The sequence below is a fragment of the Glutamicibacter sp. AGC84 genome, assembly GCF_053543575.1.
On sequence record NZ_JBLVOC010000005.1, the window covers coordinates 98792 to 113946 of the forward strand.

18 protein-coding genes are annotated in these 15155 nt (G+C 59.6%); 13 read left to right on the forward strand and 5 right to left on the reverse strand.

Annotated elements, in window-relative coordinates; genetic code table 11:
• Positions 1-35 precede the first annotated feature (35 nt).
• Positions 36-674, reverse strand: coding sequence for a potassium channel family protein (locus tag ACNPN0_RS02220; RefSeq protein WP_105657082.1), 639 nt, complete (start codon positions 672-674; stop codon positions 36-38).
• A gap of 25 nt (positions 675-699) precedes the next feature.
• On the reverse strand, positions 700-2133 hold the full coding sequence (locus ACNPN0_RS02225; protein WP_434693174.1) for a potassium transporter TrkG: 1434 nt from the start codon (positions 2131-2133) through the stop codon (positions 700-702).
• A gap of 205 nt (positions 2134-2338) precedes the next feature.
• On the opposite strand from ACNPN0_RS02225, the gene ACNPN0_RS02230 reads away from it, so the two are divergent.
• The 5 genes from ACNPN0_RS02230 to ACNPN0_RS02250 all read left to right on the forward strand — a co-directional run bounded on the left by ACNPN0_RS02230 (position 2339) and on the right by ACNPN0_RS02250 (position 6301).
• Complete coding sequence (locus ACNPN0_RS02230) at positions 2339-3508, forward strand: acetoin utilization protein AcuC (protein WP_434693201.1); 1170 nt, start codon at positions 2339-2341, stop codon at positions 3506-3508.
• 101 nt (positions 3509-3609) lie between these two features.
• The gene (locus ACNPN0_RS02235) at positions 3610-4047 is read left to right on the forward strand and encodes an ArsR/SmtB family transcription factor (RefSeq protein ID WP_448937619.1); all 438 of its coding nucleotides are present in this window, start codon (positions 3610-3612) and stop codon (positions 4045-4047) included.
• Positions 4048-4238: 191 nt separating this feature from the next.
• The gene (gene gdhA / locus ACNPN0_RS02240; protein WP_434693169.1) at positions 4239-5582 is read left to right on the forward strand and encodes an NADP-specific glutamate dehydrogenase; all 1344 of its coding nucleotides are present in this window, start codon (positions 4239-4241) and stop codon (positions 5580-5582) included.
• A gap of 256 nt (positions 5583-5838) precedes the next feature.
• Complete coding sequence (locus ACNPN0_RS02245) at positions 5839-6063, forward strand: helix-turn-helix domain-containing protein (protein ID WP_013349804.1); 225 nt, start codon at positions 5839-5841, stop codon at positions 6061-6063.
• Positions 6064-6202: 139 nt separating this feature from the next.
• Positions 6203-6301, forward strand: a complete 99-nt coding sequence (locus tag ACNPN0_RS02250; protein ID WP_005504750.1) for a 30S ribosomal protein bS22 — start codon at positions 6203-6205, stop codon at positions 6299-6301.
• 102 nt (positions 6302-6403) lie between these two features.
• On the opposite strand, the gene ACNPN0_RS02255 is transcribed toward ACNPN0_RS02250, so the two are convergent.
• Positions 6404-7210, reverse strand: a complete 807-nt coding sequence (locus ACNPN0_RS02255) for an HAD-IB family hydrolase (RefSeq protein ID WP_434693164.1) — start codon at positions 7208-7210, stop codon at positions 6404-6406.
• Positions 7211-7272: 62 nt separating this feature from the next.
• Here ACNPN0_RS02255 and ACNPN0_RS02260 point away from each other — a divergent pair, with 62 nt between their 5' ends.
• Together ACNPN0_RS02260 and ACNPN0_RS02265 are read left to right on the forward strand one after the other, a co-directional pair.
• Positions 7273-7518: a glutaredoxin family protein gene (locus tag ACNPN0_RS02260; RefSeq protein ID WP_332485935.1), complete on the forward strand. Its 246-nt coding sequence runs from the start codon at positions 7273-7275 to the stop codon at positions 7516-7518.
• Positions 7519-7545: 27 nt separating this feature from the next.
• Positions 7546-8220 carry a redox-sensing transcriptional repressor Rex gene (locus tag ACNPN0_RS02265; RefSeq protein WP_286134124.1) on the forward strand — a complete coding sequence of 225 codons (675 nt, stop codon included), beginning with the start codon at positions 7546-7548 and terminating at the stop codon, positions 8218-8220.
• A gap of 106 nt (positions 8221-8326) precedes the next feature.
• Here ACNPN0_RS02265 and ACNPN0_RS02270 read toward each other — a convergent pair whose 3' ends face one another.
• Positions 8327-9103, reverse strand: a complete 777-nt coding sequence (locus tag ACNPN0_RS02270; protein WP_105656954.1) for a DUF3824 domain-containing protein — start codon at positions 9101-9103, stop codon at positions 8327-8329.
• Between the two features lie 174 nt (positions 9104-9277).
• On the opposite strand from ACNPN0_RS02270, the gene ACNPN0_RS02275 reads away from it, so the two are divergent.
• Genes ACNPN0_RS02275 through ccsB form a run of 5 tightly spaced genes read left to right on the forward strand, consistent with a single transcriptional unit; the run spans position 9278 to position 14019 of the window.
• Complete coding sequence (locus ACNPN0_RS02275; RefSeq protein WP_434693161.1) at positions 9278-9940, forward strand: histidine phosphatase family protein; 663 nt, start codon at positions 9278-9280, stop codon at positions 9938-9940.
• 6 nt (positions 9941-9946) lie between these two features.
• A complete protein-coding gene (locus ACNPN0_RS02280) occupies positions 9947-10570 on the forward strand; it encodes a redoxin domain-containing protein (RefSeq protein ID WP_434693159.1) in 624 nt (207 codons plus the stop codon).
• 8 nt (positions 10571-10578) lie between these two features.
• On the forward strand, positions 10579-11334 hold the full coding sequence (locus tag ACNPN0_RS02285) for a cytochrome c biogenesis CcdA family protein (RefSeq protein ID WP_332485938.1): 756 nt from the start codon (positions 10579-10581) through the stop codon (positions 11332-11334).
• Positions 11334-12962: a cytochrome c biogenesis protein ResB gene (gene resB, locus ACNPN0_RS02290; RefSeq protein ID WP_434693156.1), complete on the forward strand. Its 1629-nt coding sequence runs from the start codon at positions 11334-11336 to the stop codon at positions 12960-12962. Before ACNPN0_RS02285 ends, resB begins: the two co-directional genes overlap by 1 nt.
• Positions 12955-14019 (forward strand): c-type cytochrome biogenesis protein CcsB, encoded by a 1065-nt coding sequence (ccsB, locus tag ACNPN0_RS02295; RefSeq protein ID WP_105656949.1) that lies wholly within the window; start codon positions 12955-12957, stop codon positions 14017-14019. Before resB ends, ccsB begins: the two co-directional genes overlap by 8 nt.
• A gap of 265 nt (positions 14020-14284) precedes the next feature.
• Here the strand turns inward: ccsB and ACNPN0_RS02300 are convergent, their stop codons facing one another.
• A complete protein-coding gene (locus tag ACNPN0_RS02300) occupies positions 14285-14728 on the reverse strand; it encodes a PLD nuclease N-terminal domain-containing protein (protein ID WP_434693151.1) in 444 nt (147 codons plus the stop codon).
• Positions 14729-14781: 53 nt separating this feature from the next.
• Here ACNPN0_RS02300 and ACNPN0_RS02305 point away from each other — a divergent pair, with 53 nt between their 5' ends.
• Positions 14782-15072, forward strand: a complete 291-nt coding sequence (locus ACNPN0_RS02305) for a DUF4229 domain-containing protein (RefSeq protein ID WP_448937620.1) — start codon at positions 14782-14784, stop codon at positions 15070-15072.
• The last annotated feature ends 83 nt before the right edge of the window (positions 15073-15155 follow it).

The following is a 15155-nucleotide window of genomic DNA, read 5'->3' on the forward strand; positions in this document are numbered from 1 at the left end:
TTGCCGGCCATCGCCCTATTCCCGATCCTCGAGTCCTACGGGCGTGCTGCGAAACGCTCGAGCAGGTCCACGTGCCCCGAGACGATCAGGACATCTCGGCGCGTCACCATGGTATCCGGCATGGCGTAGGTGAAATCCTCGCCCGGGGACTTCACGCCAACGATCGTCACCCCGTACTTAGAGCGGACTTGGGACTGGGCCAAGGTGAAGCCCTGGGTCTCCTTGGGCGGGTACATCTTCACGATGGCGAATCCGTCATCGAATTCGATGAAGTCGAGCATGCGGCCACCGACCAGGTGCGCGGCACGTACACCGGCATCGGCTTCCGGGTAGATGACGTGGTTGGCACCGATGCGAGTAAGAATCTTGCCATGGGAGGGCGTAATGGCCTTGACCCACAGATGCTCGATGCCCAGATCCACCAGGTTCACGGTGATCAGCACGGATGATTCGATGGAGGTACCCACGCCCACGACGGCAGAGGAGAATTCCTGGGCGCCGAGCTGGCGCAGGGCGTCAATATTGGTCGCGTCGGCCGCGACCACGTGGGTCAAGGTGCTGGCCCACTGCTGAACGAGCTCCGGGCTGCGCTCAATGGCCAGCACTTCGCGCCCCTGCTTGACCAGCGTTTCAGCGACAGAAGCACCGAAGCGGCCCAGGCCGATCACCAGCACCGGGGCATTGTGGTCTATGTTCTTGTCAGCCAATGAGCGGCCTTTCTTCTGGGAGTCTGAACAGCGTATTGCGGTGGCGCATGGTCAATGCGCTGGCGAGCGTAATACTGCCGATGCGTCCGGCAAACATCAACGCGCTGAGCACATACTTGCCGGCCGGAGGCAATTCTTGGGAAACCCCGCTACTCAGGCCCACGGTAGCAAAGGCCGAGATCGACTCGAACAGTGCTCGCGAGAAGCCCACCGATTCGTCGATGGTCACAAGCGCGCCGGTAGCGACCATCACCAGCGAAGCACCCATGGCGACCACGGAGATGGCCACGCGCATGGTGCCCTGCGGAATCTGCCGGCCAAAGGCCTTCGCATCGGTATCGCCACGGACCTCGGCCAAGATCGCCAAGAACATCACGGCAATGGTGGTGACCTTGATGCCGCCAGCAGTCGAAGCTGAACCGCCACCGGCAAACATCAATGCGTCGGTCAACAAGATGGTCACCTGGTGGATGTCGTTCTGGTCCACCAGGTTGAAGCCGCCCGAACGGGTCATGGTCGAGGCGAAGAGCCCATGAATGAGCTTTTCGCTGATCGATAAGCCGCCGATGGTCTTGGGATTGGCCCATTCGAAGATCAGCCACAAGAAGGATCCGGCAAAGAGCAGGATAGTGGTGGTGAGCATCGTCAGCTTGGTGTGCAGGTTCCACTTCTTCATATTGAACTTGTGCGCCAGCAGCACCATGATCACCGGGAAACCCAAGGAACCGGTGAACACGCCGGCCATCAATGGGCCCAGGATCCACAGGTCGGTTTCGTAGGGAACCAATCCGTCGGAGTGCGGGGTGAAGCCTGCATTGTTGAAAGCCGAAACGGCATAGAAGATTCCATGCCAGATGGACGACAGGACGCTTTCACCCAGAATGTAGAAACGCGGGATCAGAAAGAGCGCGATGACCGCCTGCAGGCTGATCGCCGTGAGGATCACGATGCGCAGCAATGAGCTTACTTCACCCAGCGCTGAGGCTCCAGAACTGTTCATCGAATTCTGCGCCATCAGCTTGGCTCGCACGCCCAGCTTGCGGGATACCGCCAAGGACATGATGGAGGCCAGGGTCAGAATGCCCAGGCCGCCCATGAACGTTGCGACCAGCATGATCAGCTGGCCGGCGAATGACCAGTGCACAGCGGTGGAGACGGTCGTTAGGCCAGTAACGCAAACTGCCGACACCGCGGTGAATAATGCGTCATGCAGCGCGGTGGCTTCCCCTGTGGCCGAGGAAAACGGCGCCGCGAGCAGGGAGGTGAACAACGTGATTGCCAGCAAGAAGGCGCCAAGAGTTAAGCGCGCGGGGGAGCGCACGGTGAAGTCCGCAACTGCGATGCGAACGGTCAGCCATTTCTTGCGTCGCTGCTCGCGCATTTCAGCTGCCCGGGCGCTGGGGCCCGATGCACTGGCTGTGCTCATTTATTACTCGCCGTTTCCTGGGGAACAGTTCTTTGCCATGAGGATTTGAAGTCCTTCTAGTAATTTACGCGTTTCCACCGCTAAACGCTTGTGTTGCCCGGCTAAAGACCCGACAAGCCGCGCAAACTGCCATGAATTCATGAGTTGGGTCACTATCGGGTAGCCTGAAATCGTGTTAGATCCGCAGCATGCCCCACGGCCCACCATGGTGATGTGGGATGAAGAGTATCTGAAGTACAAATTCAGCGACTGGCATCCCATGCACCCTTCGCGGCTAGAACTGACCTATCGGCTCAGCGATGAGCTGGATATCTTCGATGCGCCGAACGTCACGATACAGGCTCCGGATATTGCCGACGATGCGGTCATCGGCTCCGTCCATGACCAGAGCTATATCGATCAGGTGCGGCGGGTGAGCCAGGATCCAACACTGGTTGCCGAAGAATTCGGCTTGGGCACCGAGGACGACCCGGTATTCGCCGGGATGCATGAAGCCGCCGGACGCATTGTTGGCGGTTCGGTAGCAGCGGCCCAAGCCATCATGGACCAAAACGTGGTCCGTGCGGTGAACTTCGCCGGCGGCATGCACCACGCCGCGAAAAGCAAGGCTAGCGGTTTCTGCATCTACAACGACGCTGCTGCCGCGATCCATCGCATGCTGGAGCAGGGTGCCCAACGCGTGGTCTACATCGACGTGGACGCGCATCATGGGGATGGCACCGAGTCGATCTTCTGGGATGACGAACGCGTGCTGACCATTTCCATCCATGAATCCGGGCTATCGCTGTTCCCCGGCACGGGATTCGCCAATGAAATCGGCGGCAAGAACGCCGAAGGCAGCGCAGTAAATGTTGCTCTGCCGGCAATGACCGGGGACTCCGGATGGATGCGTGCCTTCCATGCGATCGTTCCGCAGCTGGTACGCGCTTTCAAGCCCGAAATCATCGTCTCCCAGCACGGTTGCGATGCGCACCGCGATGATGACATGACCAACCTGAAGCTGTCTGTCGATGCGCAACGACAGGCGGCCCTGGATATATCCCAGTTGGCAGATGAGCTGTGCGAAGGCCGGTGGCTGGCTACCGGAGGCGGGGGATACAACGTCACCGCCGTCGTGCCGCGTACCTGGACCCACCTGACGGCGATTGTTGCCGGCAAGCCGGTGCCGTTGCGTACCTATGTTCCCGAGACCTTCCGCCGCTACGTTCTGGAAAGGTACGGCCGTGCCATGCCTTACCTCATGGGCGATGACGCCCAGCTGTGGTGGCGCAATTGGGAAGTCGGCTATGATCCGGCCGATCCGGTGGACCGAACCATCATTGCTACACGCAAGGAGATATTCCCGCTTTTCGGGCTCGATCCATGGTTCGACTAGCCTCGCATGGCTGCGGCCACCGGAGACAGAGGCGAGACTTCACAGCATTTTAGGCATGGTAATCGATGGCCAACCGTTCATATGCCGTTAGGGTTATGTGTGTGGCAATTGATGAAGTGTTTTCGGCGTTGGCTGAACCAACCCGACGAAAGATTATAGAAGCGCTCAAGAACGAGCCGAAAGCAGTGGGTACCCTGGTCACTGAACTGGAGATCTCGCAGCCGACTGTTTCCAAGCACTTGAAGGTGCTGCGCGAAGCTGAACTCGTGAGCATGGCCGCTGCCGGGCAGCGGCGCATCTACAGCATTGACACCTCAGCGCTGGAAGACCTCGTGCGCTGGTGCGCCGATTTGGTACCTGCCCAACCGGCGGGCCAGGATCTGGCAGCCACGCAGGCCGAAGCCGAGGGGCAGCTGGCCGCGGTGTCGAATCCAACCGCTCAGCAGATCGGCCGGCGCGTTGGCCAAGGCCTGGAACAAGTGACTGGACGTGCGCAGGAGTTTTTCGAGAAACTTCCGCGGTTCGGGCGTCGGCGCTAGCTCTTGTCCAGTCATCGGCGCTGCAACCGTGCAATATGGTCAATCTTTTAAGTTACGCCCGCAATCCTGTTTTATAACATGAAAATTTTGTTCAGAATGCCCAAGCATGGCATTCTCGTGTGCGGGGCAGTGACGCCGGCAACGAGGCCCCTTGTGCGCCTGTGCCTGCCCCAAGTGATGAGGAGAAAAACTTGGATAAGCACTTAGCGACGATTCGCGACGAAGTCTTCCGCCGCAATCCCGGCGAAGCAGAATTCCACCAGGCCGTCACGGAAGTATTCGACAGCCTTGAAGCTGTATCGGTCAAGCATCCTGAATACGCCGAAGCCGCAATCCTGCAGCGTTTGTGCGAACCTGAACGCCAGATCATCTTCCGGGTGCCATGGGTTGACGACGAAGGCCGCGTGCAGATCAACCGCGGCTTCCGCGTTGAATTCAACTCGGCTCTGGGCCCATACAAGGGCGGTCTGCGTTTCCACCCATCGGTTTACCTTGGCATCGTCAAGTTCCTGGGCTTCGAACAGATCTTCAAGAACTCCCTGACCGGCATGCCCATCGGCGGCGGCAAGGGCGGCTCGGACTTCGACCCGCGCGGCAAGTCCGATGGCGAAGTCATGCGCTTCTGCCAGTCCTTCATGACTGAGCTCTACCGCCACATTGGCGAATACACCGACGTGCCAGCTGGCGATATCGGCGTTGGCGGCCGCGAAATCGGTTACCTCTTCGGCCAGTACAAGCGCATCACCAACCGCTACGAGTCCGGCGTATTGACGGGCAAGGGCTTGAGCTGGGGCGGTTCCCTGGTTCGCCCGGAAGCCACCGGCTACGGCGCAGTGATCTTCACTGAAGAAATGCTCAAGACCCGCGGCCAGACTTTCGATGGCCAGCGCGTGGTCGTTTCCGGTTCGGGCAACGTGGCAATCCACGCCATCGAGAAGGCGCAGGCACTGGGAGCGAAGGTCGTTACGGCTTCCGACTCGGCCGGCTTCATCGTTGACGAGGGCGGGATCGACCTGGACCTGCTGCGTCAGATCAAGGAAGTTGAGCGCGGCCGCATCTCCGAGTATGCCGAACGCCGTGGCACCAAGAAGGTCAAGTACGTTGCCGGTGGCAGCGTCTGGGACGTTGCAGGCACCGTGGCACTGCCCTGCGCCACCCAGAACGAATTGGGCGCTGAGGCTGCAAAGAAGATGGTTGCTGCTGGCACCGTCGCCGTGGCCGAAGGCGCCAACATGCCTACCACCGCTGAAGCGACCTCGATCTTCCAGGATGCAGGGGTGCTCTTCGGCCCGGGCAAGGCTGCCAACGCTGGTGGTGTTGCTACCTCGGCTCTGGAGATGCAGCAGAACGCCAGCCGCGATGCATGGAGCTTCGAGCACACCGAGCGTCGCCTGACTGAGATCATGGTCGGCATCCACACCAGCTGTGCTGCTACTGCAGACGAGTACGGCATGCCGGGGAACTACGTCGCCGGTGCCAACATCGCGGGCTTCGTGAAGGTCGCAGACGCAATGCTCGCACAGGGCGTCATCTAATAATCTGCAGCGCTGCAATCCGCGTGAATTCATTGGGGACCCGGTGAAATCACGCGGATTGTCTCGTTCAGGCATCAAAAAATGTGATTCAGATGGTCACGTGTGTGTTTCGTGATGCAAAAGTTACAAAAGTGCGATTAGACTAGTACAAAGCGAACGTGAACCTGAACCGCCGATGTTGATCCAAAGTCGTGTAAGTTCATCTTCGCTAAATTAACGCGACGAATAAGAGATCAGCGTCAGGAGAATATCCCGCATGACGGATAAACAGAATTTTGCCGGAGCCCGTTTCATGACTGTGGCCGAAGTGGCCGACATGATGCGCGTTTCCAAAATGACCGTTTATCGGCTGATCCACGCCGGTGATTTACCTGCTGTTCAGTTCGGTCGCTCCTATCGCGTTCCGGAAAACGCCGTGGAATCATATCTGAATGCCGCGGCCATTGATCCGCAGCACGGTACCGGTTCTTACGGTCGATAGTCCGCGCGATGGTCAGAGCATGACCGAAAAGCGGGTAATCTGTTAAGGAACGTTTAACGTCCGGTCAACCTTGTCCTTGGGCTCGCGCGCAAGCAGGCATTTGGGGTTGACGCATTTATTTAGTTTGTGAGGAACCACTATGGGCTCTGTTATCAAGAAGCGCCGCAAGCGTATGTCGAAGAAGAAGCACCGCAAATTGCTTCGTAAGACCCGCCACCAGCGTCGTAATAAGAAGTAAATCTACTTCTGAGCATTTGCCGCTTGGCAATCATCGCCACCGCTTCACAGTGAAACTGTTGAACGGTGGCGATTGCTTTATCCAAAGCCGCCCAGCGCCGGTCTAAGAGCCGGAACGGCGCAGAATGGACCGTCGCGCCGCCCAGAGCGCACCAAGCACTCCAGCGGCCTTCAGGCCTAGTTTGGCAGCTCGCTGGCCGGTGCGGAAGTCGTAGACCTGCCAGCCGCGGCGCTTGGCGTAGGCGCGAAGCCGCGCATCGGGATTGATGCACACGGGATGTCCCACAGCTTCAAGCAAGGGAACATCATTGTAGGAATCCGAGTACGCCCATGATTTCGACAGCGAGATGCCACGAGCCTTCGCCAGGGTGCGCACCGCCTGCGCTTTTTCTGCAGCGTGCAGGATCGGGCTGGCCAGCGCTCCGGTGTAGAAACCGTCTTCGCTGGCCACTACGGTGCCCAATGCACCGGTAAGTTCGAGACGTTGCGAGATGACATTCGCCACTTCCAGGGGAGTGGCAGTGACTAGCCAGACTTCACGGCCCACCGTCCGATGCTGGCGAGCAATGGCTACCGTACCGGTCCAAAGCTTGGGTTCGATGTATTCGTCATAGATCTCGTTGCCGATCTGCTCGATCTCGGACACCGGGATCCCTCGGACCATCATCAACGCACGGTCGCGAATCTGGTGAATGTCCCCCAGATGCTCACCGCGCGCGGCGAAGCGCAACTGCTTGAGCGCGAACCAGAGGATTTCGCGGAATTGGAAGAAACGGCGCTCATGCAGTTTCCGGGCCAGCAGATACAGCGATGCACCGCGCACAAGGGTGTTATCGACATCGAAGAAAGCGGCGACCGTGTCCGGAGCCAGGGCGGAATTCGGGCTGGGGTGATGATCGATGGAAGACATTTGATCCAGTTTATTTCATTGCCAAGTTTAAGGGCGGTTACGGCTCGTGAGATTATAGGCAGGTGAGTACTTTGAATCAGATCCAGCTGTTGGTTCGAGAAGGCTGCCACCTGTGCCAGGCCGCACGCGCAACCGTGGCCGAGGTGACTGGCCGGTTGAATATGGAGTTTTCCGAACTGGATATTGACCAGCACCCTGAATTGCTGGCCAAGCACCACGAGGAAGTGCCGGTTCTGCTGATCAACGGAGAAGTCCGCGACTTCTGGCATATCGACGCACAGCGTCTGGAACGACTACTGAGCAGCTAGCCGCTGCCGAATAAATGAAAATGCGTTGTGCTCTTCAAGAGCACCGAAAAGTGCGGGAGAACGAAGATGTCAGAGCTTGAAGCCCGGGTCCTGCCTGAGGCCACGCTGGCTCGACTGACCCAGTACTTGCGCGCGCTGAACGCCTTGGAAGCCCAGGGCCTGGAACGCACCAGTTCCGGGGTGCTGGCCAAGGAAGCTGGAGTGAACCCTTCCATCCTGCGCAAAGACCTTTCCTGGTTGGGTTCTTACGGAACCCGCGGGGTGGGCTACGTGGTCCGCGAACTGGCAGAACATATCAGCCGCACCCTCGGCCTGAACCAGGACTGGCGTGTGGCCATCCTCGGCGCCGGTAACCTGGGGCGCGCGCTCAGCGGATATGCAGGCTTCAGGACTCGTGGCTTCAACGTCAAGGCGATCCTGGATATCGACCCCGCACTGGTCGGCAGCCCGGTCGGCGAGCTGCACGTGGAAGCGATCGCGGACTTGGCCGCAGTGGTTGAACGCGAAGAAATCAACATCGCTGTTCTGGCAATTCCGGGCGATGCTGCGCAGGACCTGGTCTACGAACTGGCCGCACTTTCGGTCCGCTCGGTGCTCTCGTTCGCACCGATGCCGCTTCGCGTACCCGCGGGCATGAACCTGCGGCGCGTTGATCTTTCCACTGAATTGCAGATCCTGGCATACCTCGCCGTGCAAGGCTGAAGCCGCGCAGACGACAAAAGGCGTAGCCGCGTCATCCCTTGGGTGGATGGAGCGGCTACGCCTTTATTCTCCCTGCCGGGCCTCGCGAAGAGGCTCGGCCATGCGTTTAGCGGAAGCCGGCCAGGCGAGCCTGGCGGCGCTGCGCAATGTATTGCGAAGAAGGGCGCAACCAGGCGAAGACCACGCCTGCAATGCCCAGCAAGATGCCCACAACGTAGACAGCGTTGATAATTCCGGCTTGAGTGTCAGCGAACATGCTGATCATTGGAACGATAGTCACCAGATTCAGCAGTGAAAGCGCACCGAGGATCGTGGCGATAATTCGCATGGCTCCCACGCCGCGGCCAACGAAGAAGCCCACCAGGAAATACAGGGCCAAGGTGATGATCATGGAGATAATCACGAAGGTCGACATCATGGAATTGACCTGGGCCATGAAGGCCTCAGGGCTTGCCATCATCTGTTCAACCAGTGGATCCTGCTCCATGCCCGGGGTGCTCTGCATCTGGTTCTGGAACTCTTCTTGCACCAGCGACCACTGCTGGCCAATCATGTTGGCCATCATGTTGGAGTTGGTCATCAGCCAGCTGGCGAGGGCACTGAAGATGCCCGCGAGCATGATCAAGCCAAAGGCGATAGCCAAGGTCCGCGGCCGCTCGGTCGGTGGCTGCACGCCGGCGTAACCGCCCTGCTGGGCATACTGGTCGTAGCCCGGTGCCTGCGGTTGCCCGTAAGGATTCGGATTCTGGCCGTACGGGTTCTGGCCGTATGGCGAGGGCTGCTGGCCATAGGGGTTTTCGCCGTACGGGTTCTGCGATGAACCCTGGCCGGAAGGGCCCGGGTTGTAGGGCTGGCCCGGCTGGTTAGGATCGTTGTCGCTCATGATGCGTCCTTCTGGGTCGAACTGTCTTATTAACTAAGCGTAGTGGCAGTCGATTGTGAGCAACCCCTCCGAAAGGATGGTTTTTCCATATGGGATTCCAATGCGTGTCCTGTGAATAGTTGACGGTGGCCACAATATGGCTAATTTGCACCGAATATTTGAGACACTGGAGGCATGCCTTTATCGACAGTCCATTTGTTGCGCCACGGGGAAGTTTTCAATCCTGACCGTATGCTCTACGGCAGGATCCCCGGCTTCGGGCTCTCGGAACTCGGATTCCAGATGGCCGATGGGGCAGGAGAATATTTTGCCAAGCGCCAAGCAGAAGGCGGCAACGTCGTGCGCCTGGTGGCCTCACCGCTCCTGCGCGCCCAGCAGACAGCCGCGCCAACCTCTAATGCTCTGGATCTGCAAGTCCACACCGACGAGCGGGTTATCGAAGCCGGCAACAAGCTGGAAGGGCTGTCCAAGGTTGCGGAGCACCTGCGCCAGCCGAAGTACTGGCCGCTGCTGGTCAACCCGCTGAAGCCTTCATGGGGCGAACCATATGCCCAGCAGGTTGCTCGCATGCGCCTGGCCATGGATGAGCACCGCAAGGCCGCCCTCGCCGAGCACGGTGAAGGAGCGGAAGTGATTATCGTCAGCCACCAGTTGCCGATCTGGGTCACGCGCCGCGCCGCCGAGAAGAAGCCGCTGTGGCACGATCCGCGCCAGCGCGAGTGCACCCTGGCTTCCATCACCAGCTTTGATTTTGAGGGAGACGATTTGGTCTCCGTGCGTTACACCGAACCGTGCCCCGAGCTACTTGCCGGCGCGGCGAATATCCCTGGAGCCTAAAGCAAAATGACAGATCCTGTGCCTAATCCTCGCCACTTGAGCCGCCGCACCATGTTGCGTTCGCTCATGGTTGCCGCCGCCGCGGTGCCCTTGGCTGCCTGCAGCGGCAAGGAAGATGCGCTGACCGCGCAAGCAAACAGCGGCGACGGCAAGAACTACATCGCTGGCGACGGCGCCGTGGAAGAGTACGAAGTCTCCAAGCGCAGCGAACCGGTTGCCCTCAAGGCCACGACCTACCATGGCACCGATATCGACTTCACGCAGTGGCAGGGCAAGCCCGTAGTCATGAACTTCTGGTATGCCGCCTGCGCTCCGTGCCGCATCGAGGCACCGGATCTGAAGGAAATCGCTGAAGGCTTTGGAGAGAAAGTCGAATTCATTGGCGTCAACGTACGCGATGAAGCCGAAGCGGCGAAGGCCTTCGAGCGCACTTTCGAGATTCCCTATGAGTCGGTACAGGACACCTCCGGGGACATCCAGCTGGCGATGACCAAGTACGTCCCGTTGCAAGCGGTTCCATCCACCTTGGTGCTGGACCGCCAGGGCCGTGTCCGTGCCCGCGTGATCGGTGCCGTAGAGCCTGGCACCCTGAAGGCATTGATCGACTCCGCTCTGACCGAAGAGTTGTGAGCTGATCAGTGACCACTAATCCCTTTGCCGACATCGTCCTGGACGGGTCGTTGCTGCTGGCTGCCCCAGTAGCACTGCTGGCCGGGCTGGTCTCTTTCCTTTCGCCTTGCGTCCTGCCGCTGGTGCCGGGCTATCTCGGTTACGTCACCGGGTTGACTGGTGCGGATCTGAAGGAGCACCGACGCGGCCGCGTGGTCTCCGGCGTACTGCTCTTTGTCCTGGGATTCTCCGTGGTCTTCATCGCAGCGGGCGTGCTTTTCAGCCAGGCCTCCGCGTGGCTCAGGTTCAACGGCTCCTGGGTCACCCAGGCATTGGGCCTGGTCGTGGTCTTCATGGGCATCGTGTTCATGGGCGGCTTCTCCTGGATGCAGCGTGACCGCAAGATCCACAGGAAACCGCCTGCAGGCCTGTGGGGTGCCCCGGTTCTGGGGCTGACCTTCGGCCTGGGGTGGGCACCGTGCATCGGCCCCACCTTGAGTGCGGTACTGATCATGTCCACCGGTGTGGACGCGAACGTAGGGCGTGGAACGCTGCTGACTGTGTTCTATTGCCTCGGATTGGGCTTGCCCTTCATCCTGATTGCAATGGGGTTGCAGCGCGGCATGCAGGCGCTGGCGTTCTTCCGCAAGCACCAGGTTTTCATCATGCGTTTGGGCGGGGGACTACTCATTGCCTTGGGACTGGTCATGGTGACCGGTCTGTGGGGAACATGGGTAGCAGAACTGCAAAACTGGTTTGCCAATGAAGTGAGGTTGCCAATTTAATGGCGAAACAACAACGGAATTCCAAGGGAACTGGCGACGCGCCTGCTCTGGGATTCATGGGTTCCATGCGTTGGATCTGGACCCAGCTGACATCGATGCCAACAGCCTTGTTCCTGCTGTTGCTGCTCGCCGTCGCTGCGGTACCGGGATCGATCTTCCCGCAGCGCGACGCCAACCCCGAATCTGTAGCCCAGTACCTGGAACAGCACACCACCGCTGGTCCATGGCTGGATCGCTTCCAGATGTTCGAAGTGTATTCATCGGTGTGGTTCTCCGCGATCTACATCTTGCTGTTCGTCTCGCTGATTGGCTGCATCATCCCGCGTGTGAAGAAGCACGCCAAAGCCTTGCGCACCCCGCCGCCGAGGACCCCGGTGCGCCTGGAACGACTGCCCCAGTACAGCTCGCATGAAATTCTGGAAGGCGAGACGGATACGCCCGATGACCAGCAGGTCATCGAGGATTCGTTCAGGATCCTGAAGAAGCGCGGCTACCGTGTCGAGCGCCGCGAGGATGCCACCGGGGCCTCGGTTGCCGCAGAGCGCGGGTATACCCGCGAAATCGGCAACCTGCTCTTCCACATCTCGCTGATGGGTGTACTGGCTTCGGCCGCGATCGGCGGAGCCCTGGGCTACACCGGGCAGCGCGTGGTTGTCGAGGGGGAGACCTTCGTGAATTCGCTGGTGGCCTACGACTCCTTCACCCCGGGCACCGGCTTCAATGCCGACAATTTGCCGCCCCTTGCTGTGACGCTGGACAAATTCGACATCATCTTCGACCGCGAATCCGAATCGCATTTCGGACAGCCGCTGGACTTCACCGCCCACGTCAAGGTGCGCGAATCGGCCGAAGCCGAGCCAGTGAAGCAGGAGCTGAAGGTCAACCATCCGCTGCGCATCAGCGGCGGTGACGTTTACCTGGTCGGCAATGGCTACGCCCCGGTGATCACCGTCAAGGATGGCAACGGCAACGTCTCCTATTCCGGCCCGGCGGTTTCCATTCCGCAGGATTCGGTCTACACCTCGATGTTCGTGCTGAAGGTTCCGGACGCCGAGCCATCGCAGCTGGGCTTCCAGGGCTTCTTGCTGCCAACCGCACTAGTGGATGAGAACGGCTTCGGCATCTCGGGCGACCCCAACGCCATCAACCCCCAGCTGCACCTGAACTCGTACTTCGGGGATCTGGGCCTTGACGACGGCAACCCGCAAAACGTGTTCGTTTTGGACACGGAGAAGATGGAACCGCTGAACAGCCGGGATTTGGATGCCGGCGGCATCATCCTCGAAGCGGGGCAGACCTACGAACTGCCCGACGGCAAGGGCTCGATTACCTTTGAAGACCTCAAGCGCTTTGTCGCATTGGACATCAATCATGACCCGGGCAAGCTGCCAATCGGCATTTTCTCAGGTCTGGCGCTGATCGGCCTTGCGGTCTCGCTGTTCACCCCGCGTCGCCGCGTCTGGGTGAAGCTGAAACAAGAAAACGGCAAGCGTAGTATCGAGTACGCACTGCTGGCACGTGGCGAGGATCCGCGTCTGGAACGCGAAGCTGCAGAACTACAGAAGATCTTTGACAAGGCTTGGCCATTGGCAAGCCAGGAGCAGAACCAAGGAGCAGTAAATGGATAACGCTGGGGCATTAGCGCCAATCAATGAAACGCTGGGTGAATACAGCCAGTTGTTCATGCTGCTGGCCGCCATGGTCTACGGAGTGGTCTTCATCATTTTCGCCTTGGACCTGGCAAAGACCAACAAGTCCATCAGCGAAATGGATTCCGAAGCGCTCAAGCGCGACGAGGAACTGCTGGTTAGCGCCGGCGGCGCCGTGGGCACCAAGCCCCGTTCGCGCCGGGGTGCCGCTGTGCGTGCCGACAACGTCGGCGAGCATATCGTGACCGACAAGATGGAGTACACGCAGTTGTCGGCCAAGCGCCCCACGGCTCGCATTGCCGTGGTGCTGATGTGGCTGGCCGCTGCCCTGCACGGCGGTGCCGTGGTTTCCCGTGCGATAGCCGCGCACCGAGTGCCCTGGGGCAACATGTACGAGTTCCTGTCCACCGGTGCATTCCTGGTGGCTCTGGTCTTCTTGCTGGTGCTGATCTTCAAGGACCTGCGCTTCATGGGATCCTTCATCTCCGGCCTGGTCACCTTGATGCTGTGCGGTGCCACCATCGGCTTCCCGACACCGGTTGGCCACCTCGTTCCTGCCCTGCAGTCGCCATGGATCGTCATTCACGTCTCCATCGCCGTCCTGGCGTCGGCACTGTTCGCCATCAGCTTCGCCATGAATGTGCTGCAGCTGGTACAGCATGCTCGCATGAACCGGCTGGCCGCTGGACAGGACGACAAGCTGCCCTTCATGCGCGTGGTGCCAGGTGCCGGCGCATTGGAGAACTTCGCCTACCGCATCAACACCATCGGCTTCGTGATGTGGACCTTCACTGTCATCGCTGGTGCGATCTGGGCTGAGGCTGCTTGGAGCCGCTACTGGGGCTGGGATCCAAAGGAAGTCTGGTCCTTCGTGATCTGGGTTGTCTACGCAGGCTACCTGCACGCCCGTGCCACCGGTGGCTGGACGGGCCCACGCTCGGCCTGGTTGTCGATCATCGGCTTCCTGTGCGTGGTCTTCAACTTCACCATCGTGAATATCTTCTTCGACGGTCTGCACTCCTACGCCGGAGTCTAGTTCCCCAGAATCCAGCACTGCGAGCGGTTTCCCCTTAGCGGGGAGGCCGCTCGCAGTACTTTAAGCGCTCGCTGCAGGCCCTGGTACTCAAGCGCGGGGCACTGACCGGCGCCTGCCCCCGTCCGCCCCTCCAGCGCCCGTAGAGGAAGCCCCGCGCCCCGGGCCGCCTGCAAGAATGCCCGAAGTTCCCACTAGGCATGAAAAAGCCCAGCGGCGCTGGCACGCGTGCTGGGCTGGTTGCCGGGATCCCGGCAGAACTAGGGGGTTATTCGGTTTCAGACGAAGAGCTGTCGGTGCCTTCTGGCTTGTTCTTGCGTTCTGCACCTGGCTTCGGTTCCTTGGCCTCAGGCTTGGCTGGTTTCTCGCCATCGGCCTTCTGCTCGTCTTCACGTTTCGTGAGGTCTTGCTCACGCGCCCTCGAGTCGGCTTCACGTTGCTGCTGGCGGCGCCAGACCTCCAGCTGGCGCAGGAAATCCTCATCGTCGTCCGGAGCCATGGACTTCTGTGCAGGGGCGCCATTTGACGCAACAGGGCGACCTAGGAGGAACCACAAACCGGCTCCGATGAGCGGAAGGAGGATGACGACCGCAATCCACGCAGGCTTAGGCAATGAACGAATGCTGCGGCGTTCTGCACGAGCGCATTCGATCAGGGTATAAATCGTCAAAGCAACCGAAACCACTGCGGCGAAAATCAATAAGCGGACCATGCTTCCATTCTAGTGATAATCCTGTTCACAGGTTCACCGGTAGACTTGAGACTATGCAGTTTGTGAAATATACCGTTATCCGCCTAGGCATATTCCTAGCCGTTTTCTTGGGCCTCTGGTTAGGTATGAAGTGGCCAATCTTCGTTTCCGGAATTATTGGCCTGGTCGTGGCCTTCGCGGTGGCCTACCTTTTCTTCAATAAACTTCGGCTAAAGGCGAACGAAGATATCCGCAACGCTTTCAACAAGACCTCGGCAAACAAGACCAGGATGCAGCTAGCTGATGAAGCCGTTGAGGATGAATTCGACGAATCACAGCGCAAGCAGGCCCCCGGCGCCGAGTAAATTTTCCCACGCAGGTTCACCTCGAACTGCATAGCCCAGCCATTCACGCATGGCCGGCAGGACAATTAACGAGATGGGGGGGG

Coding starts and splice junctions, on each gene's coding strand:
- ACNPN0_RS02225 (WP_434693174.1), bottom strand. CDS start 2,133: ATGAGCACAGCCAGTGCATCGGGCCCCAGCGCCCGGGCAGCTGAAATG.
- ACNPN0_RS02230 (WP_434693201.1), top strand. CDS start 2,339: ATGGTGATGTGGGATGAAGAGTATCTGAAGTACAAATTCAGCGACTGG.
- ACNPN0_RS02245 (WP_013349804.1), top strand. CDS start 5,839: ATGACGGATAAACAGAATTTTGCCGGAGCCCGTTTCATGACTGTGGCC.
- ACNPN0_RS02250 (WP_005504750.1), top strand. CDS start 6,203: ATGGGCTCTGTTATCAAGAAGCGCCGCAAGCGTATGTCGAAGAAGAAG.
- ACNPN0_RS02255 (WP_434693164.1), bottom strand. CDS start 7,210: ATGTCTTCCATCGATCATCACCCCAGCCCGAATTCCGCCCTGGCTCCG.
- ACNPN0_RS02270 (WP_105656954.1), bottom strand. CDS start 9,103: ATGAGCGACAACGATCCTAACCAGCCGGGCCAGCCCTACAACCCGGGC.
- ACNPN0_RS02275 (WP_434693161.1), top strand. CDS start 9,278: ATGCCTTTATCGACAGTCCATTTGTTGCGCCACGGGGAAGTTTTCAAT.
- ACNPN0_RS02280 (WP_434693159.1), top strand. CDS start 9,947: ATGACAGATCCTGTGCCTAATCCTCGCCACTTGAGCCGCCGCACCATG.
- resB (WP_434693156.1), top strand. CDS start 11,334: ATGGCGAAACAACAACGGAATTCCAAGGGAACTGGCGACGCGCCTGCT.
- ccsB (WP_105656949.1), top strand. CDS start 12,955: ATGGATAACGCTGGGGCATTAGCGCCAATCAATGAAACGCTGGGTGAA.
- ACNPN0_RS02300 (WP_434693151.1), bottom strand. CDS start 14,728: ATGGTCCGCTTATTGATTTTCGCCGCAGTGGTTTCGGTTGCTTTGACG.
- ACNPN0_RS02305 (WP_448937620.1), top strand. CDS start 14,782: ATGCAGTTTGTGAAATATACCGTTATCCGCCTAGGCATATTCCTAGCC.